The sequence below is a fragment of the Lelliottia sp. SL45 genome, assembly GCF_026672535.1.
Classification (GTDB): Bacteria; Pseudomonadota; Gammaproteobacteria; order Enterobacterales; family Enterobacteriaceae; genus Enterobacter; species Enterobacter nimipressuralis.
On the sequence record NZ_JAPPRH010000002.1, the window covers coordinates 313,794 to 339,933 of the forward strand.

General features: G+C 56.3%; 24 protein-coding genes and 1 pseudogene. 16 read left to right on the forward strand and 9 right to left on the reverse strand.

The features are described from left to right. Positions 1-487: 487 nt before the first annotated feature. From OVA10_RS05340 to trmL, 8 genes are all read left to right on the forward strand, one after another. Positions 488-2,398, forward strand: a complete 1,911-nt coding sequence (locus tag OVA10_RS05340) for a PTS mannitol transporter subunit IICBA (protein WP_102105050.1) — start codon at positions 488-490, stop codon at positions 2,396-2,398. Between the two features lie 83 nt (positions 2,399-2,481). Further along, positions 2,482-3,645 (forward strand): mannitol-1-phosphate 5-dehydrogenase, encoded by a 1,164-nt coding sequence (mtlD, locus tag OVA10_RS05345; RefSeq protein ID WP_268195550.1) that lies wholly within the window; start codon positions 2,482-2,484, stop codon positions 3,643-3,645. Continuing rightward, positions 3,642-4,232, forward strand: coding sequence for a mannitol operon repressor MtlR (gene mtlR / locus OVA10_RS05350; RefSeq protein WP_102105052.1), 591 nt, complete (start codon positions 3,642-3,644; stop codon positions 4,230-4,232). The genes mtlD and mtlR overlap by 4 nt, the downstream gene beginning before the upstream one ends. A gap of 57 nt (positions 4,233-4,289) precedes the next feature. Further along, a complete protein-coding gene (locus OVA10_RS05355) occupies positions 4,290-4,652 on the forward strand; it encodes a YibL family ribosome-associated protein (RefSeq protein ID WP_100778172.1) in 363 nt (120 codons plus the stop codon). Between the two features lie 267 nt (positions 4,653-4,919). Further along, on the forward strand, positions 4,920-6,575 hold the full coding sequence (lldP, locus tag OVA10_RS05360; RefSeq protein WP_268195551.1) for an L-lactate permease: 1,656 nt from the start codon (positions 4,920-4,922) through the stop codon (positions 6,573-6,575). Further along, complete coding sequence (gene lldR, locus OVA10_RS05365; RefSeq protein WP_100778174.1) at positions 6,572-7,345, forward strand: transcriptional regulator LldR; 774 nt, start codon at positions 6,572-6,574, stop codon at positions 7,343-7,345. Before lldP ends, lldR begins: the two co-directional genes overlap by 4 nt. Continuing rightward, positions 7,342-8,529, forward strand: a complete 1,188-nt coding sequence (gene lldD, locus OVA10_RS05370) for an FMN-dependent L-lactate dehydrogenase LldD (RefSeq protein ID WP_100778175.1) — start codon at positions 7,342-7,344, stop codon at positions 8,527-8,529. Before lldR ends, lldD begins: the two co-directional genes overlap by 4 nt. 39 nt (positions 8,530-8,568) lie before the next feature. Continuing rightward, positions 8,569-9,042, forward strand: a complete 474-nt coding sequence (gene trmL, locus OVA10_RS05375; protein ID WP_181827119.1) for a tRNA (uridine(34)/cytosine(34)/5-carboxymethylaminomethyluridine(34)-2'-O)-methyltransferase TrmL — start codon at positions 8,569-8,571, stop codon at positions 9,040-9,042. Positions 9,043-9,079: 37 nt separating this feature from the next. Here the strand turns inward: trmL and cysE are convergent, their stop codons facing one another. From cysE to OVA10_RS05400, 5 genes are all read right to left on the reverse strand, one after another. Further along, positions 9,080-9,901, reverse strand: coding sequence for a serine O-acetyltransferase (cysE, locus tag OVA10_RS05380; RefSeq protein ID WP_059180464.1), 822 nt, complete (start codon positions 9,899-9,901; stop codon positions 9,080-9,082). A gap of 79 nt (positions 9,902-9,980) precedes the next feature. Then, entirely contained in the window at positions 9,981-11,000 is a 1,020-nt protein-coding gene (gene gpsA, locus OVA10_RS05385) for an NAD(P)H-dependent glycerol-3-phosphate dehydrogenase (RefSeq protein ID WP_100778177.1), read from the reverse strand. After that, positions 11,000-11,467, reverse strand: a complete 468-nt coding sequence (secB, locus tag OVA10_RS05390) for a protein-export chaperone SecB (RefSeq protein WP_100778178.1) — start codon at positions 11,465-11,467, stop codon at positions 11,000-11,002. Before secB ends, gpsA begins: the two co-directional genes overlap by 1 nt. A gap of 33 nt (positions 11,468-11,500) precedes the next feature. Further along, a complete protein-coding gene (grxC, locus tag OVA10_RS05395) occupies positions 11,501-11,749 on the reverse strand; it encodes a glutaredoxin 3 (RefSeq protein WP_100778179.1) in 249 nt (82 codons plus the stop codon). A gap of 13 nt (positions 11,750-11,762) precedes the next feature. Further along, entirely contained in the window at positions 11,763-12,194 is a 432-nt protein-coding gene (locus tag OVA10_RS05400; RefSeq protein WP_095280187.1) for a rhodanese-like domain-containing protein, read from the reverse strand. A 248-nt stretch (positions 12,195-12,442) separates the two neighbouring features. Here OVA10_RS05400 and gpmM point away from each other — a divergent pair, with 248 nt between their 5' ends. The 3 genes from gpmM to OVA10_RS05415 are packed head-to-tail and all read left to right on the forward strand — an operon-like array spanning position 12,443 to position 16,225. Further along, positions 12,443-13,987 carry a 2,3-bisphosphoglycerate-independent phosphoglycerate mutase gene (gene gpmM / locus OVA10_RS05405; protein WP_268195552.1) on the forward strand — a complete coding sequence of 515 codons (1,545 nt, stop codon included), beginning with the start codon at positions 12,443-12,445 and terminating at the stop codon, positions 13,985-13,987. Positions 13,988-14,020: 33 nt separating this feature from the next. Further along, the gene (gene envC / locus OVA10_RS05410) at positions 14,021-15,280 is read left to right on the forward strand and encodes a murein hydrolase activator EnvC (RefSeq protein WP_231275396.1); all 1,260 of its coding nucleotides are present in this window, start codon (positions 14,021-14,023) and stop codon (positions 15,278-15,280) included. A 3-nt stretch (positions 15,281-15,283) separates the two neighbouring features. Next, positions 15,284-16,225: a divergent polysaccharide deacetylase family protein gene (locus OVA10_RS05415; RefSeq protein ID WP_268195553.1), complete on the forward strand. Its 942-nt coding sequence runs from the start codon at positions 15,284-15,286 to the stop codon at positions 16,223-16,225. On the opposite strand, the gene OVA10_RS05420 is transcribed toward OVA10_RS05415, so the two are convergent. From OVA10_RS05420 to kbl, 3 genes are all read right to left on the reverse strand, one after another. Then, positions 16,226-17,026 (reverse strand): glycosyltransferase family 2 protein, encoded by an 801-nt coding sequence (locus OVA10_RS05420; protein WP_123429696.1) that lies wholly within the window; start codon positions 17,024-17,026, stop codon positions 16,226-16,228. Between the two features lie 142 nt (positions 17,027-17,168). Then, positions 17,169-18,194, reverse strand: coding sequence for an L-threonine 3-dehydrogenase (gene tdh, locus OVA10_RS05425; RefSeq protein WP_100778184.1), 1,026 nt, complete (start codon positions 18,192-18,194; stop codon positions 17,169-17,171). A 9-nt stretch (positions 18,195-18,203) separates the two neighbouring features. Next, on the reverse strand, positions 18,204-19,400 hold the full coding sequence (gene kbl, locus OVA10_RS05430) for a glycine C-acetyltransferase (RefSeq protein ID WP_107702526.1): 1,197 nt from the start codon (positions 19,398-19,400) through the stop codon (positions 18,204-18,206). A gap of 215 nt (positions 19,401-19,615) precedes the next feature. On the opposite strand from kbl, the gene rfaD reads away from it, so the two are divergent. From rfaD to OVA10_RS05455, 5 genes and pseudogenes are all read left to right on the forward strand, one after another. Further along, positions 19,616-20,557 (forward strand): ADP-glyceromanno-heptose 6-epimerase, encoded by a 942-nt coding sequence (gene rfaD, locus OVA10_RS05435; RefSeq protein ID WP_102105062.1) that lies wholly within the window; start codon positions 19,616-19,618, stop codon positions 20,555-20,557. A 106-nt stretch (positions 20,558-20,663) separates the two neighbouring features. Beyond that, positions 20,664-21,711: pseudogene (gene rfaF, locus OVA10_RS05440) on the forward strand (ADP-heptose--LPS heptosyltransferase RfaF). 3 nt (positions 21,712-21,714) lie between these two features. Beyond that, positions 21,715-22,701 carry a lipopolysaccharide heptosyltransferase RfaC gene (rfaC, locus tag OVA10_RS05445; protein WP_268195554.1) on the forward strand — a complete coding sequence of 329 codons (987 nt, stop codon included), beginning with the start codon at positions 21,715-21,717 and terminating at the stop codon, positions 22,699-22,701. After that, positions 22,694-23,797 (forward strand): putative lipopolysaccharide heptosyltransferase III, encoded by a 1,104-nt coding sequence (rfaQ, locus tag OVA10_RS05450; protein WP_100778189.1) that lies wholly within the window; start codon positions 22,694-22,696, stop codon positions 23,795-23,797. The genes rfaC and rfaQ overlap by 8 nt, the downstream gene beginning before the upstream one ends. After that, a complete protein-coding gene (locus OVA10_RS05455) occupies positions 23,794-24,903 on the forward strand; it encodes a glycosyltransferase family 4 protein (RefSeq protein ID WP_268195555.1) in 1,110 nt (369 codons plus the stop codon). Before rfaQ ends, OVA10_RS05455 begins: the two co-directional genes overlap by 4 nt. On the opposite strand, the gene OVA10_RS05460 is transcribed toward OVA10_RS05455, so the two are convergent. Continuing rightward, positions 24,885-25,985 carry a glycosyltransferase family 4 protein gene (locus OVA10_RS05460; protein ID WP_181827113.1) on the reverse strand — a complete coding sequence of 367 codons (1,101 nt, stop codon included), beginning with the start codon at positions 25,983-25,985 and terminating at the stop codon, positions 24,885-24,887. The two genes, OVA10_RS05455 and OVA10_RS05460, sit on opposite strands and share 19 nt — an antisense overlap. Between the last annotated feature and the right edge of the window lie 155 nt (positions 25,986-26,140).

Below are 26,140 nucleotides of genomic sequence, written 5' to 3' on the forward strand. Positions count from 1 at the left end.
TCTACTTAATCTTACATTAGCAGATTAATCCTCATTACGCTTTTTCTCCATAACACTAAGGGATGAAAGCATGTTGAGGAAAATCAGTGACTGGATTACAGCCTGGCTGAATTGACAAAACAGAAGTGGGCGGCGATCACACCTGGAGAATTCTGCCTTCAAATTTATTGTGAAGATGATCACAAACATCCAACAAACCCGCCAACACAAATTGTGATTACGATCACATTAAAGCGTCAATCCTGGCGGATTTTTCCCCTGTGTATTTTTTTTACACACCACATTTGTGACGAAGATCACTTCAATTTTAGCCCCACCCCCTACATTTACGTGATTGAGATCACACAAAATTTCGCTGTCTGGACAGTTGAACGATTCAGTGCCAGATTTCACAGCATCAGAACAGGGCTCGGCTACCTCTGCCGCCGCACATTAACGATAAACCTCGGGCCGCAAGCCTAAGCGTAAACAGAAGAAGGGGTGTTTTATGTCATCCGATATCAAGATCAAAGTGCAAAGCTTTGGTCGTTTCCTGAGCAACATGGTGATGCCAAATATCGGCGCGTTTATCGCGTGGGGTATCATCACTGCGTTATTTATTCCGACAGGGTGGTTGCCGAACGAAACGCTGGCGAAACTCGTTGGCCCTATGATTACCTATCTGCTGCCACTGCTCATCGGTTATACCGGTGGTCGCCTGGTTGGCGGCGATCGCGGCGGTGTGGTCGGTGCTATCACCACCATGGGCGTTATCGTCGGTGCGGATATGCCGATGTTCCTCGGTGCGATGATTGCAGGTCCTTTAGGCGGCTGGGCAATTAAGAAATTTGACGTCTGGGTTGATGGCAAGATCAAATCCGGCTTCGAAATGCTGGTGAACAACTTCTCCGCTGGCATCATCGGTATGATCCTGGCGATTCTGGCGTTCCTGGGTATCGGCCCTGCGGTTGAAGTGCTGTCGAAAGTGCTGGCTGCGGGCGTTAACTTCATGGTCGTTCACGACATGCTGCCGCTGGCCTCTATCTTTGTAGAACCAGCGAAAATCCTGTTCCTGAACAACGCGATCAACCACGGTATCTTCTCACCGCTGGGTATTCAGCAGTCCCATGAACTGGGCAAATCCATCTTCTTCCTGATTGAAGCTAACCCAGGTCCGGGTATGGGTGTTCTGCTGGCGTACATGTTCTTCGGTCGCGGCAGCGCTAAACAGTCTGCTGGCGGCGCGGCTATCATCCACTTCCTGGGCGGTATCCACGAAATTTACTTCCCATACGTGCTGATGAACCCACGTCTGATCCTGGCCGTTATCCTCGGCGGTATGACTGGCGTGTTCACTCTGAGCGTGCTGGGCGGCGGTCTGGTTTCTCCTGCATCTCCAGGTTCTATCCTGGCGGTTCTGGCGATGACGCCAAAAGGTGCCTACTTCGCTAACATCGCGGCAATCTGCGCGGCAATGGCAGTCTCCTTCGTGGTTTCCGCTATCCTGCTGAAAACCAGCAAAGTGAAAGAAGAAGACGATATCGACGCTGCGACCCGTCGTATGCAGGATATGAAAGCCGAATCTAAAGGCGCTGCAACGCCGCTGACTGCGGGTGACGTCTCTAACGACCTGAGCCACGTGCGTAAAATCATCGTAGCCTGTGATGCCGGTATGGGTTCAAGCGCAATGGGTGCTGGCGTGCTGCGTAAAAAAGTCCAGGATGCGGGCCTGACCAACATCTCCGTGACCAACAGCGCAATCAACAGCCTGCCACCGGATGTCGACCTGGTCATCACGCACCGCGATCTGACAGAACGTGCGATGCGTCAGGTTCCACAGGCACAACACATTTCACTCACGAACTTCCTCGACAGCGGCCTGTACTCTAGCCTGACCGAGCGTCTGGTGGCGGCACAGCGTCACACCGACAACGAAGTGAAAGTCCGTGATAGCCTGAAAGACAGCTTTGATCCAAACGACAGCCACCTGTTCCGTCTGGGCGCTGAAAACATCTTCCTCGGCCGCACCGCGAGCCACAAAGAAGAAGCGATTCGCTTTGCGGGTGAGCAGCTGGTGAAAGGCGGTTACGTCGAGCCAGAATATGTTGATGCGATGCTGGCGCGTGAGAAACTGACGCCAACGTATCTGGGTGAATCCATCGCAGTGCCACACGGTACGGTTGAAGCGAAAGATCGCGTTCTGAAAACCGGCGTGGTGTTCTGTCAGTACCCGGCAGGCGTGCGCTTCGGTGAAGAAGAAGACGACATCGCCCGTCTGGTGATTGGTATCGCCGCTCGCAACAACGAGCACATCCAGGTGATTACCAGCCTGACCAACGCTCTGGATGATGAATCCGTCATCGAGCGCCTGGCACAGACCACCAGCGTTGAAGAAGTGCTGGCGCTGCTGAACAAGTAACAGCGTCCTATCCCCTCTCCCTTTCGGGAGAGGGTTAGGGTGAGGGAAATGCCTCACCCCAGCCCTCTCGGGTAAAAACATTGATGAAGGTTAATACTATGAAAGCATTACATTTTGGCGCAGGTAATATCGGTCGTGGTTTTATCGGCAAACTGCTGGCAGACGCGGGCATTACGCTGACATTCGCCGATGTGAATCAAGTGGTGCTCGACGCCCTGAATGCCCGTCATAGCTACCAGGTTCACGTCGTGGGCGAAAACGAGCTGGTGGAAACCGTCTCGGGTGTGAATGCCGTCAGCAGCATTGGCGACGACGTTATTGACCTGATCGCCAGCGTTGATCTGGTGACCACCGCCGTCGGTCCGGTTGTGCTTGAGCGTATCGCCCCTGCCGTCGCGAAAGGTCTGTCAAAACGTAAAGCCCAGGGCATCACCACGCCGCTGAATATCATCGCCTGTGAAAACATGGTGCGCGGTACCACGCAGCTGAAAGGCCACGTTCTGGCCGCCGTCGCCGACGAAGATAAAGCCTGGGTCGAAGAGCACGTTGGCTTTGTCGATTCCGCCGTGGACCGTATCGTCCCGCCGTCTGAATCCGCCACTCACGATCCGCTGGAAGTAACCGTTGAAACCTTCAGCGAGTGGATTGTTGATAAAACCCAGTTCAAAGGCCCGCTGCCGACGATCCCGGGTATGGAATTAACCGATAACCTGATGGCATTTGTCGAACGCAAACTCTTCACGCTGAACACCGGGCATGCTATAACCGCGTACCTCGGAAAATTGGCCGGTCATCAGACCATTCGTGATGCGATTCTCGATGAGAAAATCCGTGCGGTGGTAAAAGGTGCGATGGAAGAGAGCGGCGCGGTCCTGATCAAACGCTACGGTTTTGATGCCGAGAAGCATGCGGCATACATTCAGAAAATCCTCGGCCGTTTTGAAAACCCGTATCTGAAAGATGACGTTGAGCGCGTCGGTCGTCAGCCGCTGCGTAAACTGAGCGCCGGCGATCGCCTGATCAAACCGCTGCTGGGCACGCTGGAGTACGACCTGCCGCACGCCAACCTGGTAAAAGGGATTGCGGGTGCCATGCACTATCGCAGCGAGCAGGACCCACAGGCGCAGGAGCTGGCTCAATTGATCGATACCAAAGGCCCGCAGGCGGCACTTGCCGAGATTTCAGGGCTTGAGGCCAATAGTAGCGTGGTTGTGGAGGCGGTTAACGCATATAACGCAACCAAATGATTCAGGATCAGGCGCAGGTTCTCCTGCGCCCGAACGACAGATTGTCAGATATGCAGGCAATAATGGAACAAACCCAGGCCTTTGAAAACCGTGTGCTTGAGCGTCTGAATGCTGGCAAAACCGTACGAAGTTTCCTGATTGCCGCCGTCGAGTTACTCACCGAGGCGGTGAATATTCTGGTACTTCAGGTGTTCCGCAAAGACGACTACGCGGTAAAATATGCTGTAGAACCGTTACTGGACGGCGACGGACCGCTGGGCGATCTGTCGGTTCGCCTGAAGCTCATTTATGGTCTCGGCGTCCTCAGCAGGCCCGAGTATGAAGACGCGGAACTGCTGATGGCCCTGCGCGAAGAGCTAAATCACGACGGTAATGAGTACGCTTTTACCGACGATGAAATTCTCGGGCCGTTTGGCGAATTACACTGCGTCACCGCCCTGCCGCCGGCACCGCATTTTGATAACAGCGATCCTGAACTGTATGCGATGCAAAAGCTTCGTTATCAACAGGTTGTGCGTTCTACGATGGTCCTTTCCCTGACTGAGCTGATTTCACGAATCAGCTTAAAAAAAGCGTTTCAGAAGTAACCCTGCGCACATTGGTGTATCCTTCCCTTAATTCCCCCGTTTTTAGAGCTATATGTGATGAAAGAAGTCGAAAAGAACGAAATTAAACGCCTGAGCGATCGCCTGGATCTGATCCGCCACCAGCAGGCTGATATGTCGCTGGTTGAGTCCGCTGAGAAATACGCTGAGCTGGAAAAAGAGAAAGCGACGCTGGAAGCAGAAATCGATCGTCTGCGTGCCGTGAAAGGCCACAAGCTGAGCAAAGAAGCGCAGAAGCTGATGGACATGCCGCATCGCCGTGCGATCACCAAAAAAGAACAGGCCGACATGGGCAAGCTGAAAAAAAGCGTGCGCGGCCTGGTGGTTGTGCACCCGATGACCGAACTGGGCCGTGAAATGGGCCTGAAAGAGATGACCGGCTTTTCGAAGACGGCGTTCTGATTTAGCTGCCGGGTGGCGCCATGCTTACCCGGCCTGCCCCCTCCCCTTAAAATTGGCCCAACCAATCCCCTGACCAATACTTCCCTGGTTCACACTTCCATTATTTCTGCTCACAAAATCATTGCCCATCCATAACATTTGATTAACCATTTGTTGTCATTACCCCTACATCACACTATTGGCAGGACCACTTTTACACAGACTGTGACGCTGAGATGAGCGCAGACTCACCGCGAAGCGGAATGTGTGGTCCTCAGGAGACCTGCAATGAGCCTCTGGCAACAAAACTACGATCCGGCCGGTAACATCTGGCTGTCGAGCCTGATCGCATCGCTACCGATTCTGTTCTTCTTCTTCGCGCTGATTAAGCTCAAGCTGAAGGGCTATCTCGCCGCCACCTACACCGTCGCGATTGCGCTGGTGGTGGCGCTGTTCTTCTACAAAATGCCGGTCGATCACGCCCTGGCGTCGGTGGTGTATGGTTTCTTCTACGGATTGTGGCCAATCGCCTGGATCATCATCGCGGCGGTGTTTGTTTATAAAATCTCGGTGAAGACCGGGCAATTCGACATCATTCGCTCGTCGATTCTCTCCATTACCCCGGATCAGCGCCTGCAAATGCTGATTGTCGGTTTCTGCTTCGGCGCGTTCCTCGAAGGGGCCGCAGGCTTTGGTGCGCCGGTGGCGATCACCGCTGCGCTGCTGGTGGGTCTCGGCTTTAACCCGCTGTATGCTGCGGGCCTGTGTCTGATCGTTAACACCGCCCCGGTAGCCTTCGGCGCGATGGGGATTCCCATTCTGGTCGCCGGGCAGGTCACCGGTTTAGACAGCTTCGAAATCGGCCAGATGGTGGGGCGTCAGCTGCCGTTCCTGACCATTATTGTACTGTTCTGGATTATGGCGATTATGGACGGCTGGCGCGGCGTGAAAGAGACCTGGCCTGCGGTGGTGGTTGCAGGTGGTTCGTTTGCTATCGCCCAGTATCTCAGCTCGAACTTTATCGGCCCGGAACTGCCGGACATCATCTCGTCGCTGGTATCGCTGGTCTGCCTCACCCTGTTCCTGAAGCGCTGGCAGCCGGTGCGCATCTTCCGCTTTGGCGATATGGGCGCGGCGCAGGTCGATCAGACTTTGGCACGCACCCGTTACAGCGTCGGCCAGATTGTGCGTGCCTGGTCGCCGTTCCTGTTCCTGACCGCGACGGTCACCCTCTGGAGCGTCCCGCCGTTCAAAGCGCTGTTCGCCCCTGGCGGCGCGCTGTACGACATGGTGATTAACATCTCCGTGCCGTTCCTCGACAAAATGGTTGCCCGCATGCCGCCGGTCGTTCACGAAGCGACGCCGTATGCTGCGGTCTATAAGTTCGACTGGTTCTCTGCAACCGGCACGGCGATCCTGTTTGCGGCGATTCTTTCTGTGGTGTGGCTGCGCATGAAACCGGCGGCGGCTATTCAGACCTTTGCCAGCACGCTGAAAGAGCTGGCGCTGCCGATTTACTCTATCGGTATGGTGCTGGCGTTCGCGTTTATCTCGAACTACTCCGGTTTGTCATCGACGCTGGCGTTAGCCCTGGCCCATACGGGGCACGCATTCACCTTCTTCTCGCCGTTCCTCGGCTGGCTGGGCGTGTTCTTGACCGGTTCCGATACGTCATCCAACGCCCTCTTTGCCGCGCTTCAGGCGACTGCCGCGCAGCAGATTGGTGTTTCGGACGTGCTGCTCGTCGCGGCGAACACCACTGGCGGCGTGACCGGCAAAATGATCTCCCCGCAGTCCATCGCCATTGCCTGTGCAGCGGTGGGACTGGTGGGTAAAGAGTCGGACCTGTTCCGATTTACCGTCAAACACAGCCTGATTTTCACCTGCATGGTGGGCGTGATTACCACGCTTCAGGCCTACGTCTTAACCTGGATGATTCCATGATAGTGATGCCCAGACGCCTGTCCGACGAGATTGCCTCTCGCGTGCGGGCGCTGATTGAAGAACAACAGCTGGAAGCGGGCATGAAATTGCCCGCAGAACGCCAGCTGGCGGCGCTGCTTGGCGTGTCGCGTAATTCACTGCGCGAAGCGCTGGCGACGCTGGTCAGCGAGGGCGTGCTGCTCAGCCGTCGCGGCGGCGGGACCTTTGTCCGCTGGCAGCATGACGACTGGTCCGAGCAAAACATCGTTCAGCCTCTTAAAACGCTGATGGAGAACGATCCGGATTACAGTTTCGATATCCTCGAAGCCCGCCATGCCATTGAAGCCAGCACCGCCTGGCACGCGGCGATGCGCGCCACGGACGCCGACAAAGAGAAGCTCAAAGCCTGCTTTGAGGCGACGCAGAGCGATAACCCGGATATCGCCTCGCAGGCGGACGTGCGTTTTCATCTCGCCATTGCCGAGGCCTCACACAACGTGGTGCTGCTGCAAACCATGCGCGGCTTTTTCGATCTGCTGCAATCCTCTGTTAAGCAGAGCCGCCAGCGCATGTATCTCGTCCCACCGGTCTTTGCCCAGCTCACGGAGCAGCATCAGGCCGTGCTCGACGCCATTCTGAAAGGCGACGCCGACGCCGCGCGTAAAGCGATGATGGCCCATCTCGGTTTCGTCCATACCACCATCAAACGATTCGATGAAGATCAGGCCCGACAGGCGCGCATTACCCGCCTGCCCGGCGATCATGATATTTCCAGGGAGAACAAAGCATGATTATTTCCGCAGCCAGTGACTATCGCGCAGCGGCGCAGCGCATCCTGCCACCATTCCTGTTCCACTACATCGACGGCGGGGCGTATTCCGAATACACCCTGCGCCGCAACGTGGAGGATCTGTCCGAAGTGGCGCTGCGCCAGCGTGTGCTGAAAAACATGTCCGATCTGAGTCTGGAAACGAAGCTGTTCAACGAGACGCTGTCGATGCCTGTGGCTCTGGCACCCGTTGGCCTGTGCGGCATGTATGCTCGTCGCGGTGAGGTGCAAGCGGCGGCGGCGGCTGATGCAAAAGGTATCCCGTTTACGCTCTCGACAGTCTCCGTGTGTCCGATTGAAGAGGTGGCACCGACCATTAAGCGCCCGATGTGGTTCCAGCTGTACGTCCTGCGCGACCGCGGCTTTATGCGTAACGCCCTGGAGCGTGCCAAAGCGGCAGGCTGTTCAACGCTGGTGTTTACGGTCGATATGCCGACGCCGGGCGCCCGCTATCGCGATGCCCACTCGGGTATGAGCGGCGCGAACGCGGCCATGCGTCGCTACTGGCAGGCGGTCACCCATCCGCAGTGGGCGTGGGATGTGGGCGTCAACGGTCGGCCACACGATCTGGGGAATATTTCGGCGTACCTCGGTAAACCGACCGGGCTGGAGGATTATATCGGCTGGCTGGCGAATAACTTTGATCCGTCGATCTCGTGGAAAGATCTGGAATGGATACGCGAGTTCTGGGACGGCCCGATGGTCATCAAAGGCATTCTCGATCCGGAAGATGCACGCGATGCGGTGCGTTTTGGCGCAGATGGTATTGTGGTGTCGAACCACGGCGGGCGTCAGCTTGACGGCGTGCTCTCCTCCGCGCGCGCGCTGCCGGCCATCGCCGACGCGGTGAAAGGCGATATTGCGATTCTGGCCGACAGCGGCATCCGCAACGGGCTGGACGTGGTGCGCATGATTGCCCTCGGCGCTGACAGCGTGCTGCTGGGCCGGGCATATCTGTATGCGCTGGCGACGCATGGCCAGGCTGGCGTGGCTAATCTGCTGAACCTTATCGAAAAAGAGATGAAAGTGGCGATGACGCTGACCGGGGCTAAAACCATCGGTGAGATCAGCAAGGATTCGCTGGTGCAGGAGCTGAGTAAATTACCGGCGGCTCTGGCACCATTGGCGCGAGGGGACGCGGCGTAGGGAAAGTGGTATCCTGCCCCCGCATTTTAAGGGGGCAGCATGCTTAACATCGTTTTATTCGAACCAGAAATTCCACCGAATACCGGGAATATCATCCGCCTGTGCGCCAACACCGGTTTTCGTTTGCATATTATCGAGCCAATGGGTTTTGCGTGGGATGATAAACGCCTGCGCCGTGCCGGGCTGGATTATCACGAATTTACCGCCGTGGTCCGCCATCACGATTACGCCGCGTTTTTGGAAGCAGAAAAGCCGCAACGTATGTTTGCCCTGACGACGAAAGGCACGCCTGCACACAGTGCGGTGAGCTATCAGGAAGGCGATTATCTGATGTTTGGTCCGGAGACACGCGGGCTGCCTGCCACTATTCTTGACGCCCTGCCTGCTGAGCAAAAAATCCGTATTCCGATGATGCCGGACAGCCGGAGCATGAACCTGTCGAATGCGGTGTCGGTGGTGGTGTACGAAGCCTGGCGCCAGCTGGGGTATGCTGGCGCGGTATTACGAAGCTGATGTTGTCGGGTAGCGATTCGCTTACCCGCGCAAGGTTTTAAATCCCGTCGCCATACTCAAAGGTATGGTGAATACCGTTGAAGTGCTGATCCATATCCATCGCGGGTTTATCGCTCTCTGGCTTGCCAACGATACGCGCTGGCACGCCAGCGGCGGTGGTATGCGGTGGAACAGGTTGCAGCACCACGGAACCGGCGCCGATTTTGGCACCGCGCCCCACTTCGATATTGCCGAGAATTTTCGCGCCCGCGCCAATCATCACCCCTTCACGGATCTTCGGATGGCGATCGCCGCTGGTTTTACCGGTACCCCCGAGGGTGACGGACTGCAGAATCGACACGTCATCTTCGATCACCGCCGTTTCCCCGACGACAATCCCCGTGGCGTGGTCGAGCATGATCCCGCGACCAATTTTCGCCGCCGGGTGGATATCGACCTGGAAAGTGACGGAAACCTGGTTCTGCAAGAAGATCGCCAGCGCGCGGCGGCCCTCATTCCACAGCCAGTGGCCAATACGGTAGGCCTGCAAGGCGTGGAAGCCTTTCAGGTACAGCAGCGGCGTTGAATATTTATCGACGGCAGGGTCACGCGTGCGCACGGCCTGAATATCACAGGCGGCGGAGGCGATCATTTCAGGGTCAGCGGCATACGCCTCTTCCACCACTTCGCGAATAGCGATCGCGGGCATAATGGAGGACGCCAGTTTATTGGCGAGCATATAGCTCAGGGCGCTGCCGAGGTTTTCATGCTTGAGTAGCGTCGCGTGGTAGAAACTGGCCAGCATTGGCTCGCAGTCGGCCAAAGCCCGGGCTTCGGCTTTAATATTGTTCCAGACGATATCCAGTTCTTCACACGGCATTGCATACTCCAGGCGGTATCATAATGACCGGCCAGTTCTGCGCCAGCCGGGTCATTCAGGTGACTAAGGTTCCCTGCGATTAATTACTACTGCGCTCGTCCTTGCGTGAGCGACCTAACAGCGTTAATGCTGCCTCGCGCGCATTTTTTCCGCAATACAATACCTGATAAATTTCCTCGGTTATTGGCATTTCGACACCAAAACGGTGCGCCAATTCCCGAACTTCTTTGGTATTGCGATAGCCTTCAACCACCTGACCAATCTTCTCCTGTGCGCCGATCACGTCCATGCCCTGTCCAAGCATCATGCCGAAACGGCGGTTGCGAGACTGGTTATCAGTGCAGGTCAGCACCAGATCGCCTAAACCGGCCATCCCCATAAAGGTGGCAGGATCGGCGCCCAGCGCGGTCCCGAGACGAGACATTTCAGTCAGCCCACGGGTGATCAGCGCTGTACGCGCGTTGGCGCCAAAGCCGATACCGTCGGACATCCCGGCACCAATCGCGATGACGTTTTTCACCGCGCCGCCCAGCTGAACACCGATAAAATCGGGATTGCTGTAGACGCGGAAGCTCTTACCGCAGTGCAGCAAATGCTGGAGATCGTCGGAGAAGGTCTGATCGGTCGATGCCAGAGAGATGGCCGTTGGCAGGCCTGCGGCCAGCTCTTTGGCAAACGTCGGCCCGGAGATCACCGCGAGCGGAATGTCATCACCCAGAATTTCGCGGGCGACATCCTGCAAGAGACGTCCGGTTTCCGCTTCCAGCCCTTTCGTCGCCCACACAATGCGCGCATCCGGGCGCATCAGCGCCTTGATCTGGTGCAGCACCTGGCCAAAGACATGGCTCGGCACAACCACGAGAATATTGCGGCTGGCGGCAAGCGCGGTGGCAAGATCGCTTTCGAGATGCAGCGAATCAGGGAAAGGCACGTCAGGAAGAAACGCCACGTTGCAGCGGTCGTGTTGCAACGTCGCGATATGTTTGGGATCGTGGCCCCAGAGAACCACTTCGTGACCATTTCTTGCCAGAGTGATGGCAAGAGCGGTGCCGTAAGAGCCGGCACCGATCACAGTCATTGACGCATTAACTGTACTCATCAGGCATCCTGATGTTGGTCAGTACCTTCGCCAGCTTGCTGCTGCAGATAGTTCATGAACAGCGCATCAAAGTTTACTGGCGCAAGGTTCAGTTGCGGGAATGTACCGCGGGATACCAGGCTGGTGATGCATTCGCGAGCATACGGGAACAGGATGTTCGGGCAGTATGCACCCAGGCAATGCGCCAGCTGATTACCTTCGATACCGCCAACGGAGAAGATACCGCCCTGCTGTACTTCGCACAGGAATGCAGTTTCTTCGCCCAGCGCAGCGGTAACGGTCACGCGCAGCACAACTTCATACACGTCTTCTGCCAGTTGGGTAGAAGCAGTATCAAGATCAAGTTTAACCTCTGGCTGCCAATCTTTCTGGAAAACGTGTGGCGCATTTGGAGCTTCGAAAGAGACATCTTTGGTATAGATGCGCTGGATCTGGAAACTCATTTCGTTGTTGTTTTGTTCTGACATGGAAATACCCTTTTTAATTGTCCTAAAACGCTATCACAGCAGGGGATCGAGCCCGCCGCGTGCATCCAGCGCATACAAGTCATCACAGCCACCAATGTGCTGCGCATCAATAAAAATCTGCGGAACCGTCGTGCGGCCACTACGTTTGATCATCTCTTCACGTTTTGCCGCATCGCCATCAATGGGCAGTTCCTGGAAAGTTACCCCTTTGCTGTTTAGCAGCGCTTTTGCACGATGGCAAAACGGGCAGGTCGCTTTGGTGTAGATTTCAATATTGGCCATCACGTCGTTCCTCTTATTTACCGCGAACTAAAGGCAGATTCTCACCGCTCCAGCCAGAGACGCCGTCTTTCAGTACGAAGACTTTATCGAAGCCAGCTTTGGTGAGTGCGCTCGCTGGGTCCTGAGCCTGCATGCCGGTACCGTCAACCACGATAATTGGTTTGTCTTTATGCTTTTCCAGCTCGCCAAGATTGTTGGCTTTGATTTCTGTTGGCAGCAGGTTAATAGACCCTGCAATGTGCCCTTTACGGAAATCATCACGCTGGCGCAGATCCACAACGACCGCGTCTTCTTTGTTGATGAGGCGCGTTGCTTCGCCACGGGTAATAACCTTAACTTTAGACGTAAGGCCTTTAAACGTGGTGAATAGCACAGCGGCCAGTAAACCAATCCACGCGATACTGAGTACTGGGTGGCGGCTAACAAATTGCATAATTTCTTGCATAGGGGGTAACAACTCCCGACGTAGTGATTAAAAAAACCAGGACAGGAGTATACCTGTGCGTTGTGGCAAATACAGCCAGCGAGAATAAGCTAATCCATTTTCTGCGGCATGCCACGAAAAAAAAGCGTCAAAATGAGCACACCCGCCGCCTGTCCCCTCCCTTTCTTTGATCTTCTGAGGCTATTTTATCGATTCAGCTGTAGTAAAATTACGCAAATTTTTTGTCTCTTGAGCATGAGGTTGTCGCAATGTCGGTTTCTAAAAAACCTATGGTACTGGTGATTCTGGATGGTTATGGCTATCGTGAGGACAGCCAGGATAACGCCATTTTCAACGCTAAAACCCCGGTCATGGATGCGCTGTGGGCAAAACGTCCGCATACCCTGATTGACGCTTCTGGCCTGGAAGTTGGCCTGCCAGACCGTCAGATGGGCAACTCCGAAGTGGGACACGTCAACCTGGGCGCCGGTCGTATCGTCTATCAGGACCTGACTCGCCTGGACGTTGAAATTAAAGAACGTACTTTCTTCACCAACCCGGTGTTGACCACCGCCGTTGATAAAGCGGTCAACGCGGGCAAAGCCGTCCACATCATGGGCCTGCTCTCTGCCGGTGGTGTTCACAGCCACGAAGATCACATCCTGGCGATGGTTGAGATGGCTGCCGAACGCGGCGCAGAAAAAATCTATCTGCACGCTTTCCTCGACGGCCGCGACACCCCACCGCGCAGCGCGAAATCCTCCCTGCAAACCTTTGAAGAGAAATTTGCTGAACTGGGCAAAGGCCGCGTGGCGTCTATCATTGGCCGCTACTTCGCAATGGACCGCGACAACCGCTGGGACCGCGTTGAGAAAGCCTACGACCTGATGACCCAGGCAGCAGGCGAATTCCAGTTTGATACCGCTGTTGCCGGTCTGGAAGCCGCTTACGCGCGCGATGAAAACGACGAATTCGTGAAAGCGACCGTGATCCGTGCTGAAGGCCAGGACGATGCCGCAATGGAAGACGGCGATGCGCTGATCTTCATGAACTTCCGCGCTGACCGTGCGCGCGAAATCACCCGCGCTTTCGTGAACGCGGATTTCGACGGTTTTGCCCGTAAAAAAGTCGTGAACCTCGACTTCATCATGCTGACCGAATACGCCGCAGACATTAAAGTCCCTTGCGCGTATCCACCGGCATCGCTGGCAAACACCTTCGGCGAGTGGATGGCGAAGAACGACAAAACGCAGCTGCGTATTTCTGAAACCGAAAAATATGCGCACGTGACCTTCTTCTTCAACGGCGGTGTTGAAGAGCCGTTCAAAGGCGAAGACCGCATTCTGATCAACTCTCCGAAAGTGGCGACCTACGATCTGCAGCCAGAAATGAGCTCTGCTGAACTGACCGAGAAACTGGTTGCGGCAATCAAAAGCGGTAAATACGACACCATCATCTGTAACTACCCGAACGGCGATATGGTCGGGCATACGGGCGTGATGGAAGCCGCGGTGAAAGCGGTTGAAGCGCTGGACCACTGCGTTGACGAAGTGACCAAAGCGGTCGAATCCGTCGGTGGCCAACTGCTGATTACAGCTGACCACGGTAACGCAGAACAGATGCGCGATCCGTCTACCGGACAGGCGCACACAGCACATACCAACCTGCCTGTTCCGCTGATTTACGTGGGTGAGAAATCTCTGAAAGCAGTGGAAGGCGGCAAGCTTTCTGACATCGCGCCAACCATGTTGACGCTGATGGGTATGGAAATCCCGCAAGAGATGACTGGCAAGCCGCTGTTCATCGTGGAATAATCCCTCCCCATGAGGGGAAAGGCGATTTTTTCAATCACATGGGTCGTGAAGCCGTTACGGTTATCAGTCAGGCCTCTGCTTTACGCCAGCGCACTCAGCGCTGGCGTATTGCTGTGCGCCGCATCCGCCCACGCTGACGATCGCGATCAGCTCAAATCTATTCAGGCCGATATCGCCGCCAAAGAGCGCGCGGTACGCCAGCAGCAACAGCAACGCGCCTCTCTGCTTGCCCAGTTAAAGCAGCAGGAGGAAGCGATCTCCGCCGCCGCGCGCAAACTGCGCGAAACGCAGAACACCCTTTCCGTGCTGAACAAGCAAATCGATGAGATGAATGCGTCGATTGCCAAACTGGAACTCCAGCGAGCCACTCAGGAACGTAACCTTGCAGCACAGCTCGACGCTGCGTTTCGTCAGGGCGAGCACACCGGTATTCAGCTGATTCTCAGCGGGGAAGAGAGCCAGCGCGGGCAGCGCCTGCAGGCCTATTTCGGCTATCTGAACCAGGCACGCCAGGAGACCATCGCGCAGTTGAAACAGACGCGCGAAGAGGTCACCTCGCAGAAAGCCGAGCTGGAAGAGAAGCAAAGTCAGCAGCAGACCCTGCTTTACGATCAGCAGGCGCAGCAGGCGAAGCTGGAACAGGCGCGGAACGAACGTAAGAAAACCCTCTCCGGGCTGGAATCTTCCATTCAGGAAGGCCAGGCGCAGCTGGGTGAAATGCGCGCCAACGAATCAAAACTGCGCAACAGTATTGCTCGCGCAGAAGCCGCCGCCCGGGCACGCGCCGAGAAAGAGGCCCGCGAAGCACAAGCCGTAAAAGACCGTCAACAGGAAGCCTCCCGCAAAGGCTCGACCTACAAGCCAACGGAAAGCGAGCGCTCGCTTATCTCACGTACCGGCGGATTAGGCGCCCCACGCGGACAAGCCTACTGGCCCGTGCGCGGCTCTATTTTGCATCGCTATGGCGAACAGCTGCAGGGTGAGCTACGTTGGAAGGGTATCGTGATTGGCGCGTCGGAAGGCAGTGAAGTCAAAGCGATCGCCGATGGCCGCGTGATCCTCGCCGACTGGCTGCAAGGCTACGGCCTGGTGGTGGTGGTTGAGCACGGGAAAGGCGACATGAGTCTTTACGGCTACAACCAAAGCGCGCTGGTCAGCGTCGGCACTCAGGTCCGTGCAGGACAACCCATCGCCCTTGTGGGCAGCAGTGGCGGTCAGGGCCGCCCGTCACTCTATTTCGAAATTCGTCGCCAGGGTCAGGCGGTCAATCCACAGCCGTGGTTGGGAAGATAAGTTTTGCTTCAATTTCGTCGTCTTGTTCTCTCCGTCGTCAGTGCACTGGCGCTGGCTTCACCGGTTTACGCAGGCAAATTAGCCATCGTCATTGATGACTTTGGCTATCGTCCGCACAACGAGAATCAGGTGCTGGCGATGCCGTCGGCCATCTCCGTCGCCGTTTTACCCAATGCACCGCACGCGCGTGAAATGGCGACCAAAGCCCACAACAGCGGGCATGAAGTGCTTATCCACCTGCCGATGGCGCCGCTGAGCAAACAACCGCTGGAAAAAGGCACCCTGCGTCCGGAGATGAGCAGCGACGAGATCGAGCGCATCATTCGCGACGCCTACGGCAAAGTGCCGTTTGCAGTCGGGCTGAATAACCACATGGGCAGCGCCATGACCTCGAGCCTGTTCGGGATGCAGAAAGTGATGCAGGCGCTAGAGCGCTACAACCTCTATTTTCTCGACAGTATGACCATCGGCAATAGCCAGTCTATGCGCGCCGCGCAGGGCACGGGCGTGAAAGTGATTAAGCGCAAAGTGTTCCTTGATGACACCCAGAACGAAGCCGATATTCGCTTCCAGTTTAATCGCGCCGTCCAGTTGGCTCGCCGCACGGGCTCCGCGATCGCCATTGGCCACCCGCACCCGTCCACGGTGCGTGTCTTGCAGCAAATGCTGCCGACGCTGCCCTCAGACATCACGCTGGTCAGCCCAAGCAGCCTGCTGAACGAACCGCAGGTGGATACGTCACGGCCAGACACTTCCACGCCAGGCAGCAAGCCACGCACGGAGCCTAAAAATCCATTCCGTGGCGTACAGATTTGCAAACCGAAACAGCCGCCTGAGCCGGTCTATGCGACCCGATTCTTCACAGTGATTGGTGAGAGCGTCAGCCAAAGCTCGCTGGTGACTTACTTCCAGCACCAGTGGCAGGGCTGGGGTAAGAAAGCGTAATTATTCCGTGAGATGAGAGTCCGCCGGCTTTTTCGCCACGGACTCTTTTTGATCCTGGTGCTGATACCAGGCTTTGAAATATTTCAGGAAGCTGTACGAACTGGCATACAACCCCGTCACGATCCCCACTTTTCCTTGCCGCCATGCGCCGCTCAGCAGATACCATTTAAAGAACGCGCCGATACCGCTGACCACTCCGCGCACGATAGAAGGCCGCACATTCTGATATTTCACCAGCCGGGACGTGTAGCTATTCAGCTTATTGAACACTTCATGAAGAGTGTAAAACGTGTCGTGACGAACCCGTCCTGGCATTTTGATTGCCTTAAGCGCGCCTTCCACTTTATCATCGACCGGACGGTGATTAAACCGGGCATGTGTACGATTGAACAGACGCACCGGGAAGTCTGGTGAAGAGACGGGATAAATGGTCCGAACTTCTTCACCCAGTACGTGCCAGTAGCGCGGAATACGCCAGGCCTGATCTGCGGCAGGTTCATCGCCCGCTTTGAGCGCCAGAATGAAATCAACCAGCTCAGTGTCGAGGATCTCATCGCTGTCCATGCACAGCACCCAGTCGTTTGTCGCCAGATCAATCGCATGATTCATCTGCGCGCCGTGCATTGCATAGGGGTGGTAGTGGGTGGTAAGGCCGTATTCACGGCAGATATCCAGCGTGGCATCCGTACTCCCGGAATCAACCACGACGAATTCATCCGCCACGGTGAGCAGCGGTGGCAGGACTTCACGCAGCAGACGCGCTGAGTTACAGGTCAATAAACAAACGGTAAGCTTGAACATAGGCACTGTAAAAGTAAATGAAACCTAAACAAACTTTATAAGCGTGTGGTTAAAAAAGCGAAGTAAAAATCGAAATAATCTGATTGCGGATACAAGAAGTGTGAATGAGTCGAAAAAAAAGCGCCCGCAGGCGCTTTCATGGTTAATCCCAGCTCAGGATCACTTTCCCGGACTGGCCCGAGCGCATCGCGTCGAAGCCTTTCTGGAAATCATCGATGCCGAAATGGTGCGTAATGATTGGCGTCAGATCCAGACCGGACTGGATCAGCGCGGCCATTTTGTACCAGGTTTCAAACATCTCGCGGCCATAAATGCCTTTGATGAACAGACCTTTAAAGATGACTTTGTTCCAGTCGATAGACATATCTGACGGCGGAATACCCAGCATCGCGATACGGCCACCGTGGTTCATGGTATCGAGCATAGTGCGAAACGCAGGCGGTGCGCCGGACATCTCCAGCCCCACATCGAAGCCTTCGGTCATGCCAAGCTCGGCCATCACGTCGCTCAGGTTCTCTTTCGAGACATCCACTGCGCGAGTCACGCCCATTTTGCGCGCCAGAGACAGGCGGTATTCGTTCACATCGGTGATCACGACGTTACGCGCACCCACATGTTTCGCCACCGCTGCGGCCATAATGCCGATCGGGCCTGCGCCTGAGACCAGCACATCCTCGCCCACTAAATCAAACGACAGCGCTGTGTGAACCGCGTTGCCGAACGGGTCGAAGATCGAAGCCAGGTCGTCAGAGATGTTGTCCGGAATTTTGAAAGCATTAAACGCCGGGATCACCAGATATTCAGCGAAACAGCCCGGACGGTTAACGCCTACGCCCACGGTGTTACGACACAGATGGGTGCGTCCACCGCGACAGTTACGGCAATGACCGCATGTGATATGGCCTTCACCGGAGACGCGATCGCCGATTTTAAACCCCTTCACTTCCTGGCCGATACCCACTACTTCGCCGACGTATTCATGACCAACCACCATCGGAACCGGAATGGTTTTTTGCGACCACTGATCCCAGTTGTAGATGTGAACGTCGGTACCGCAAATGGCGGTTTTACGAATTTTGATCAGCAGATCGTTATGACCGACTTCCGGCTCCGGCACGTCGGTCATCCAAATCCCTTCTTCCGCTTTCAGTTTGGATAACGCTTTCATCACACGTCCTCAGGCAATCACGCCCAGTTGTTTGCCGATGCGGGTAAAGGCTGCTACCGCACGCTCGATTTGCTCAGGTGAGTGCGCCGCAGACATCTGGGTGCGGATACGCGCCTGACCTTTTGGCACCACCGGGAAGAAGAACCCAGTGACGTAAATCCCCTCTTTTTGCAGCTCGCGGGCAAAGTTTTGCGCCACAACCGCGTCGCCTAACATCACCGGGATAATCGCGTGATCGGCACCTGCCAGCGTAAAGCCTGCAGCGGTCATTTTTTCGCGGAACAGACGCGCGTTAGACCACAGGCGATCGCGCAGCTCAGCGCCCGATTCCACCATCTCCAGCACTTTAATGGAGGCAGAGACAATCGCCGGTGCCAGGGAGTTAGAGAACAGATACGGACGGGAGCGCTGGCGCAACCATTCGACCACTTCCTTGCGCGCTGCGGTATAGCCGCCGGACGCGCCGCCGAGCGCTTTGCCCAGCGTACCGGTGATGATGTCCACGCGACCCATCACGTCACAATATTCGTGGGAACCGCGACCGTTTTCACCGACAAAACCGACCGCGTGTGAGTCATCGACCATCACCAGCGCATCGTATTTGTCTGCCAGGTCGCACACGCCTTTCAGGTTGGCGATCACGCCGTCCATGGAGAACACGCCGTCGGTGGCGATCAGCACATGACGCGCACCGGCTTCACGCGCCTCTTTCAGACGCGCTTCCAGCTCCTGCATGTCGTTGTTGGCATAGCGGAAACGCTTCGCTTTACACAGACGCACGCCGTCGATAATCGAAGCATGGTTCAGGGCGTCAGAGATAATCGCGTCTTCCGCACCCAGCAGGGTCTCAAACAGACCGCCGTTGGCGTCGAAGCAGGAAGAGTAGAGAATTGCATCTTCCATCCCGAGGAACGCCGCCAGCTTGCTCTCAAGCTGTTTGTGGCTGTCCTGCGTGCCACAGATAAAGCGCACGGAGGCCATACCAAAACCGTGGGTGTCCATGCCGTTTTTGGCAGCGGCAATCAGCTCAGGGTGATTCGCAAGACCTAAGTAATTGTTCGCGCAAAAGTTGATCACCTTGCTGCCATCAGCGACGGTGATATCCGCCTGCTGCGCAGAAGTGATAATACGTTCTTCTTTGAACAACCCTTCCGCGCGGGCGGTCTCCAGGTCGTTGTTTAACTGTTTGTAAAAATCACCACGCATTGCAATTCTCCAGACTCGGCAAATTTCGGCACATATTACCCAAACCTATACGTCGATACGAGATGACGCATCATCAGTTATCGTTTTTGCAGCATAAATCACGTGTACCCCTGCTGCATATCGGTGAATGGCTGAAGGGGCGCCATACTAATGATATGATATGAATATTAGTGTTCGGGACTGGCCCCGAACTCCACACTACAAAGGTTACCGTTATGATCATCGTTACCGGCGGCGCGGGCTTTATTGGCAGCAATATTATCAAGGCCCTCAATGACAAAGGCATCACCGACATTCTGGTCGTGGACAACCTGAAAGACGGCACCAAGTTCGTGAACCTGGTCGATCTGAACATCGCCGACTACATGGATAAAGAAGATTTCCTGATCCAGATTATGGCAGGTGAAGAGTTCGGCGAGATCGAAGCCATCTTCCACGAGGGTGCCTGCTCCTCCACCACCGAGTGGGACGGCAAGTACATGATGGATAACAACTATCAGTACTCCAAAGAGGTTCTGCACTACTGCCTGGAGCGTGAAATTCCGTTCTTGTACGCCTCTTCTGCGGCGACCTACGGCGGCCGTACCTCCGACTTTATTGAATCACGCGAATACGAACAGCCGCTGAACGTCTACGGCTACTCCAAATTCCTGTTCGACGAATACGTGCGTCAGGTTCTGCCGGAAGCCAACTCCCAGATCGTGGGCTTCCGCTATTTCAACGTCTACGGACCGCGTGAAGGCCATAAAGGCAGCATGGCGAGCGTGGCGTTCCACCTGAACACGCAACTGAACAACGGCGAAAGCCCGAAACTGTTCGAAGGCAGCGACGGCTTCAAACGCGATTTCGTCTATGTGGGTGATGTGGCGGCAGTGAATCTGTGGTTCTGGGAAAACGGCGTCTCCGGCATCTTCAACCTGGGTACCGGCCGTGCGGAATCCTTCCAGGCGGTAGCTGACGCGGCGCTGGCCTACCATAAAAAAGGCAGCCTCGAGTACATTCCGTTCCCGGAAAAACTGAAAGGCCGTTACCAGGCGTTCACTCAGGCCGATCTGACCAATCTGCGTGCTGCGGGCTACGATAAGCCGTTCAAGACCGTTGCCGAAGGCGTAACGGAATATATGGCCTGGTTAAACCGCGATTCACAAACTCATTAAGCGGTAACAAGGCTGCATCTGAGTGCATCCCCAGGAACATAGGATAACTATGTGACTGAGGTGAATGCAGGCAGCCAACGCTGAGACCGTTTGAAGGATGAAGTGAATGAAAATACTGGTGATTGGCCCGTCATGGGTGGGCGACATGATGATGTCGCAAAGTTCTCTATCGCACGCTCAAGGCGCGCTATCCCCAGGCGATAATCGACGTGATGGCACCCGCGTGGTGCCGTCCGTTATTGTCGCGGATGCCGGAAGTGAACGAAGCGATCCCCATGCCGCTCGGCCATGGGGCGCTGGAAATTGGCGAGCGTCGCAAGCTCGGGCATAGCCTGCGCGAGAAACGCTACGACCGCGCGTTTGTTCTGCCGAACTCTTTTAAATCTGCCCTCGTGCCTTTCTTTGCGGGCGTCCCGCACCGCACCGGCTGGCGCGGCGAGATGCGCTACGGTCTGCTCAACGATGCCCGTGTGCTGGATAAAGAGGCCTGGCCGTTAATGGTCGAGCGTTACGTGGCGCTGGCGTATGACAAAGGCGTGATGCGCACAGCGAAAGATCTGCCGCAGCCGCTCCTGTGGCCGCAGTTGCAGGTGCACGACGGCGAAAAATCGCAAACGTGTAATGCGTTTGACCTTTCGGCGGAACGCCCGATGATCGGCTTCTGCCCTGGGGCAGAATTCGGCCCGGCAAAGCGCTGGCCGCACTATCACTACGCCGAGCTGGCAAAACAGCTGATCGACGAAGGCTATCAGATCGTGCTGTTCGGTTCGGCGAAAGACCACGAAGCGGGCAACGAAATTCTCGCCACCCTGAGTAACGAACAGCAGGCCTGGTGCCGCAATCTGGCAGGGGAAACTCAGCTGGAGCAGGCGGTTATCCTGTTGGCGGCCTGTAAAGCGGTTGTCACCAACGATTCGGGGCTGATGCACGTCGCCGCCGCGCTAAACCGCCCGCTGGTCGCGCTGTACGGCCCAAGCAGCCCGGATTTCACGCCGCCTCTGTCCCATAAAGCGCGTGTGATTCGCCTGATCACCGGCTATCACAAGGTCCGCAAAGGCGATGCGGCAGAAGGCTATCACCAGAGTCTGATCGATATTACGCCCCAGCGTGTCCTCGATGAACTCAACGATCTGCTGTTGAACGATGAAGGATAACGAATGCGGGTCTTGATCGTGAAAACCTCTTCTATGGGCGATGTCCTGCACACGCTGCCGTCTCTGACGGACGCGATGCGCGCCATCCCCGGTATTCGTTTTGACTGGGTGGTGGAAGAGGGCTTCGCGCAAATCCCCACCTGGCACGAGGCGGTAGACCGCGTTATCCCGGTGGCGATTCGCCGCTGGCGCAAAGCCTGGTTCTCCGCACCGATTAAAGCTGAACGCAAAGCCTTTCGCGAGGCGGTGCAGGCCCAGCGCTACGATGCAATCATCGACGCCCAGGGCCTGGTTAAAAGCGCCGCACTGGTGACGCGCCTGGCGCATGGCGTCAAACACGGTATGGACTGGCACAGCGCCCGCGAACCGCTGGCGAGCCTGTTCTACAACCGCCGCCACGCCATCGCTAAACAGCAGCACGCCGTTGAGCGCACGCGCGAGCTGTTCGCTAAAAGCCTCGGCTACGCCAAGCCTGAAATCCAGGGCGATTACGCTATCTCGCAGCACTTCTTAACGGGATCGCCGCATGACGCTCAGCCCTACCTGATTTTCCTCCACGCCACAACGCGCGACGACAAGCACTGGCCAGAATCTCACTGGCGGGAACTGATCGGGCTGCTCGGCCACACAGGCTTACGGATAAAACTCCCGTGGGGCGCGCCACACGAAGAGGCGCGGGCCAAACGGCTGGCGGAAGGGTTTGATTACGTCGAGGTTCTGCCACACATGAAACTCGATGGCGTCGCACAACAGCTGGCGGGGGCGATCGCGGTGGTTTCTGTGGATACGGGGCTAAGTCACCTGACGGCGGCACTCGATCGTCCTAATATTACGCTTTACGGCCCAACCGATCCGGGCCTTATCGGCGGCTACGGAAAAAATCAAACTATCTGCCGCCCGGAACATTCATTGCAGCTGAGCGACCTCAGCGCCGCTGCGGTTTTTGCGCAATTAGAGCCTTTGCTGGCAGCAGAGAGAGCCTATGTCTGATTTTTTCTCAGCGGAGCGTCCGCCAAAACGCGTGCTGATCATTAAGCTGCGTCACCACGGTGACGTCCTGCTGACCTCACCGGTCTTTACCGTATTGAAAAAAAACTGGCCGGACGTGGAAGTCGATGCCCTGGTGTATGACGATACCCAGGCGATGCTCACCAGCCATCCGTATATTGACCAGGTGCATACCATTGGCCGCAACTGGCGCAAGCAGGGGTGGTTTGCCCAGCTCCGCCTGTACCGTGCGCTGCTCAAAACGCTGAAGGCGCGCCACTACGACGTGCTGATTAACCTCACCGAACACTGGCACGGCGCGCGTCTGGCGCGTCGTCTGAAACCGCGCGTCTCCGTGGGCTTTAAGCCGGAGAAACGCAGCGGGCTGGCGCGTCGTCGCTGGGTGAAATCCTTCACCACGCTGTATCCGGCGATTCAGGACAACAGCCGTCACATGGTGGAGGTGAACCTCGACGCCCTGCGTCGGATCGGGATTCACCCGCAAAACGATGACGATAAACATACGCTGTTTGTGCCAGGCGACGCGGCGGAAGCCTCAATCGCGGAAAAACTGGCCGGTTTTGGCCTTGCCAGCAAATCCTATATTCTGGTGCACCCGACCTCCCGCTGGATGTTCAAAGCCTGGGATATCAAAAAGCTGGCGGCCACCATCGACAACCTCGCCTCGCGCGGGCTGCCGATTATCCTCTCGGCTGCACCGTCGAAAGAGGAGTCGGCCTATATGGATGAGCTGCGGGCTGCGCTCAGACAACCGGTGTTTGATTTAAGCGGGCAGCTGAATCTGAAAGAGTTGGGCGCCCTGATGAAACACGCGCGGATCTACTTCGGCGTCGACTCAATGCCGATGCACCTCGCGAGCGCCGTCGGCACGCCAACCGTGGCGATTTTCGGCCCGACGGGGGCGATCAAATGGGCGCCGTGGGGCGTGAACTATCGCGTCATCACCGCCGGAATGACCTGCCAGCCGTGTGGCAAAGCAGGTTGTGGCGATGGCGGCGTGTCGGACTGCATTACGGCGATTACGCCTCAGCAGGTCCTGAGCGCCATCGATACGCTGCTGCTGGACTCTCCGGCATGAAACTGGCGATCGTCCGACAAACCTATAACCCCAACGGCGGCGCGGAGCGTTTTGTCTCCCGCGCGCTGAACGTACTGGCGCAGAATACGGCGCTGGATGTGACGCTGATTGCCCGCCAGTGGGAAGACGCTGCCGGCTGGAACACGCTGACGGTAAACCCGCCGTTTCGTAACCGTCTGACCCGCGAATCCGGCTTTGCTGACGCTGCCGCCGCCCAGTTTGCGCAATTCGATATCGTGCAGAGCCATGAGCGCATTCCGGGCGCGACGATTTTCCGCGCGGGCGATGGTGTTCACGCCACCTGGCTTGAGCAATACAGTCGCATTTTGTCGCCGCTGGCGCGCTGGGCGCAGTCCCTGAGCCGCTATCATCGCTATATTTTGCAGGCAGAAACGCAGATGTTTACCCATCCGCAGCTGCACAAAGTAATTTGCAACTCGAAGATGGTGCGCGACGATATTGCCCACCGCTTTGCGTTGCCGGACGATAAATTGACGGTGATTTATAACGGCGTCGATACCCAACATTTCTCGCCCGACGTGCGCGCGCTGTCCCAGCGTGATGCGTGGGGCATTCCACGTCATGCGCCTGTGCTGGCGTATGTCGGGTCCGGCTTCAGTCGCAAAGGAGTGGCTACCGCCTTGCGGGCCATTGCGCCGCATCCTGACGTCTGGCTGGTGATCGCCGGGCGCGATAAACATGCCCGTAAATTCGAAAAGCTGGCTCAGACCCTCGGTGTGGTATCCCGCGTACGTTTTCTGGGACCGGTGGCCGATGTTCGCCAGGTATACGGCACCGCCGATGCGCTGATCCTGCCGACCCTTTACGATCCGTTCCCGAATGTCTGCGTCGAAGCGCTGGCCTGCGGTCTGCCGCTAATGACCAGCCACGGCTGCGGTGCGGCGGAGTGGATCGAAGAGGGCGTTAACGGCTGGGTACGTGATGCCCTCGACAGTAACGGCTATCAACAGGTCGTCGGCGAATGGCTTAAAGGGCGAGAACTCGGGCGGGACTATTCAGCAGCGGCGCGTGCCACTGCTGAACCTTACACCCTTGAGAGAATGGCGAAAGAGCTACAGTCGCTCTATCACGATTTGCTGCGCTGAGCGGCATCGGAAAAAACCTTCTCCATCGCATCCAGCATGCATTCGCGCGTAAAATGGGCGCACAGGTAGTCATATCCCTGCTGCGCCAGCGTCTCGCGAAGAGACGCGTCGTTATACAGTTTCTCAATCGCCCCTTGTAGCGCAGACTCATCACGCTGAGCAATCAATAATCCCGTTTTGCCGTCGATCACCGCATCCGCTGTACCACCCGCATCGGTGGCTATGGTCGCGATACGTGAGGCCAGCGACTGCAATACTCCCTGCGGCACCCCTTCCATATCGTGCGATGGGCTAAGGGCAATATCAAATGCCGGGAACCAGCGCTCCGGGTCGCTGCGATGCCCGGCCATGAGCACGCGCTGCTGCAACCCCAACGCGGTGATTTCCTGCTCCAGCGTCGCCTTGTGTGGCCCCTCACCGACGATCGCCAGTTTAATACGCGGGTTATCAATCTTCGCCAGAGCGCGCAGCAACACGCTGTGGCCTTTGTTCGGGCGCAGATGCGAAACCACGCCGAGCCAGAAATCATCCTGCGTTAAACCGCAATGCTCACGGGACTGCTGTTTATCAGCAGGATGAAAACGCTGAGTATCTACCCCACTGGGCACCGATGTGCTCTGTGCCATCGGCACACCAATATCAGCCACCTGATGGCGAAGCGCCTCGCCCGTGGTCACAATATGGGCGCAGGCTTTGCGAAACAGCCAGCGGGTCGTCCAGTTGTTACGTGGAACGCCCGACGCATGGCGAGTACGTACCAGCGGGACAGGATTCGAGAGAGTCAGGTTGGCGAGCGCCACCAGCCAGGTATCGGCAGAATTGTGACTATTGATAACATCTATAGATTTTCGGTTGTCTTTCAACCAACGACGCAGCAACTGCAGATTTTTGAAATTTTTGCGCTTCAGCGGCATTGTCACTACCGTCAGCCCAGCTTCACGGGCCAGGGCGTGCAGCGGCGCTGTTTCCGGGCAGAGAATGGTCACCTGATGGCCGCGATGAATAAGCCCTAATGATTCGTTGATAATGCGCAGCGGCTGCCCGCCTTTGCCACCATCTGCTTCAGTGTGAACAATATGCATACATTTCCTGTGTTTGGGCTGTAACCGGACTTATACGGGCATTATATACATTGCCGGCAACGGAATGCACAAAGTCAGCATTAAGCGGGAAATCACGGATTATTCTTGCTTACAAACATAGTCCTTCTGTAGTTAAGGTATTTGTGGTACTTTTC

Bases quoted from the DNA above. Each gene is read 5' to 3' on its own strand.
- OVA10_RS05340 (WP_102105050.1), top strand. From the start codon at position 488: ATGTCATCCGATATCAAGATCAAAGTGCAAAGCTTTGGTCGTTTCCTG.
- mtlD (WP_268195550.1), top strand. From the start codon at position 2,482: ATGAAGGTTAATACTATGAAAGCATTACATTTTGGCGCAGGTAATATC.
- mtlR (WP_102105052.1), top strand. From the start codon at position 3,642: ATGATTCAGGATCAGGCGCAGGTTCTCCTGCGCCCGAACGACAGATTG.
- OVA10_RS05355 (WP_100778172.1), top strand. From the start codon at position 4,290: ATGAAAGAAGTCGAAAAGAACGAAATTAAACGCCTGAGCGATCGCCTG.
- lldP (WP_268195551.1), top strand. From the start codon at position 4,920: ATGAGCCTCTGGCAACAAAACTACGATCCGGCCGGTAACATCTGGCTG.
- lldR (WP_100778174.1), top strand. From the start codon at position 6,572: ATGATAGTGATGCCCAGACGCCTGTCCGACGAGATTGCCTCTCGCGTG.
- lldD (WP_100778175.1), top strand. From the start codon at position 7,342: ATGATTATTTCCGCAGCCAGTGACTATCGCGCAGCGGCGCAGCGCATC.
- trmL (WP_181827119.1), top strand. From the start codon at position 8,569: ATGCTTAACATCGTTTTATTCGAACCAGAAATTCCACCGAATACCGGG.
- cysE (WP_059180464.1), bottom strand. From the start codon at position 9,901: ATGCCGTGTGAAGAACTGGATATCGTCTGGAACAATATTAAAGCCGAA.
- gpsA (WP_100778177.1), bottom strand. From the start codon at position 11,000: ATGAGTACAGTTAATGCGTCAATGACTGTGATCGGTGCCGGCTCTTAC.
- secB (WP_100778178.1), bottom strand. From the start codon at position 11,467: ATGTCAGAACAAAACAACAACGAAATGAGTTTCCAGATCCAGCGCATC.
- grxC (WP_100778179.1), bottom strand. From the start codon at position 11,749: ATGGCCAATATTGAAATCTACACCAAAGCGACCTGCCCGTTTTGCCAT.
- OVA10_RS05400 (WP_095280187.1), bottom strand. From the start codon at position 12,194: ATGCAAGAAATTATGCAATTTGTTAGCCGCCACCCAGTACTCAGTATC.
- gpmM (WP_268195552.1), top strand. From the start codon at position 12,443: ATGTCGGTTTCTAAAAAACCTATGGTACTGGTGATTCTGGATGGTTAT.
- OVA10_RS05420 (WP_123429696.1), bottom strand. From the start codon at position 17,026: ATGTTCAAGCTTACCGTTTGTTTATTGACCTGTAACTCAGCGCGTCTG.
- tdh (WP_100778184.1), bottom strand. From the start codon at position 18,194: ATGAAAGCGTTATCCAAACTGAAAGCGGAAGAAGGGATTTGGATGACC.
- kbl (WP_107702526.1), bottom strand. From the start codon at position 19,400: ATGCGTGGTGATTTTTACAAACAGTTAAACAACGACCTGGAGACCGCC.
- rfaD (WP_102105062.1), top strand. From the start codon at position 19,616: ATGATCATCGTTACCGGCGGCGCGGGCTTTATTGGCAGCAATATTATC.
- rfaC (WP_268195554.1), top strand. From the start codon at position 21,715: ATGCGGGTCTTGATCGTGAAAACCTCTTCTATGGGCGATGTCCTGCAC.
- rfaQ (WP_100778189.1), top strand. From the start codon at position 22,694: ATGTCTGATTTTTTCTCAGCGGAGCGTCCGCCAAAACGCGTGCTGATC.
- OVA10_RS05455 (WP_268195555.1), top strand. From the start codon at position 23,794: ATGAAACTGGCGATCGTCCGACAAACCTATAACCCCAACGGCGGCGCG.
- OVA10_RS05460 (WP_181827113.1), bottom strand. From the start codon at position 25,985: ATGCATATTGTTCACACTGAAGCAGATGGTGGCAAAGGCGGGCAGCCG.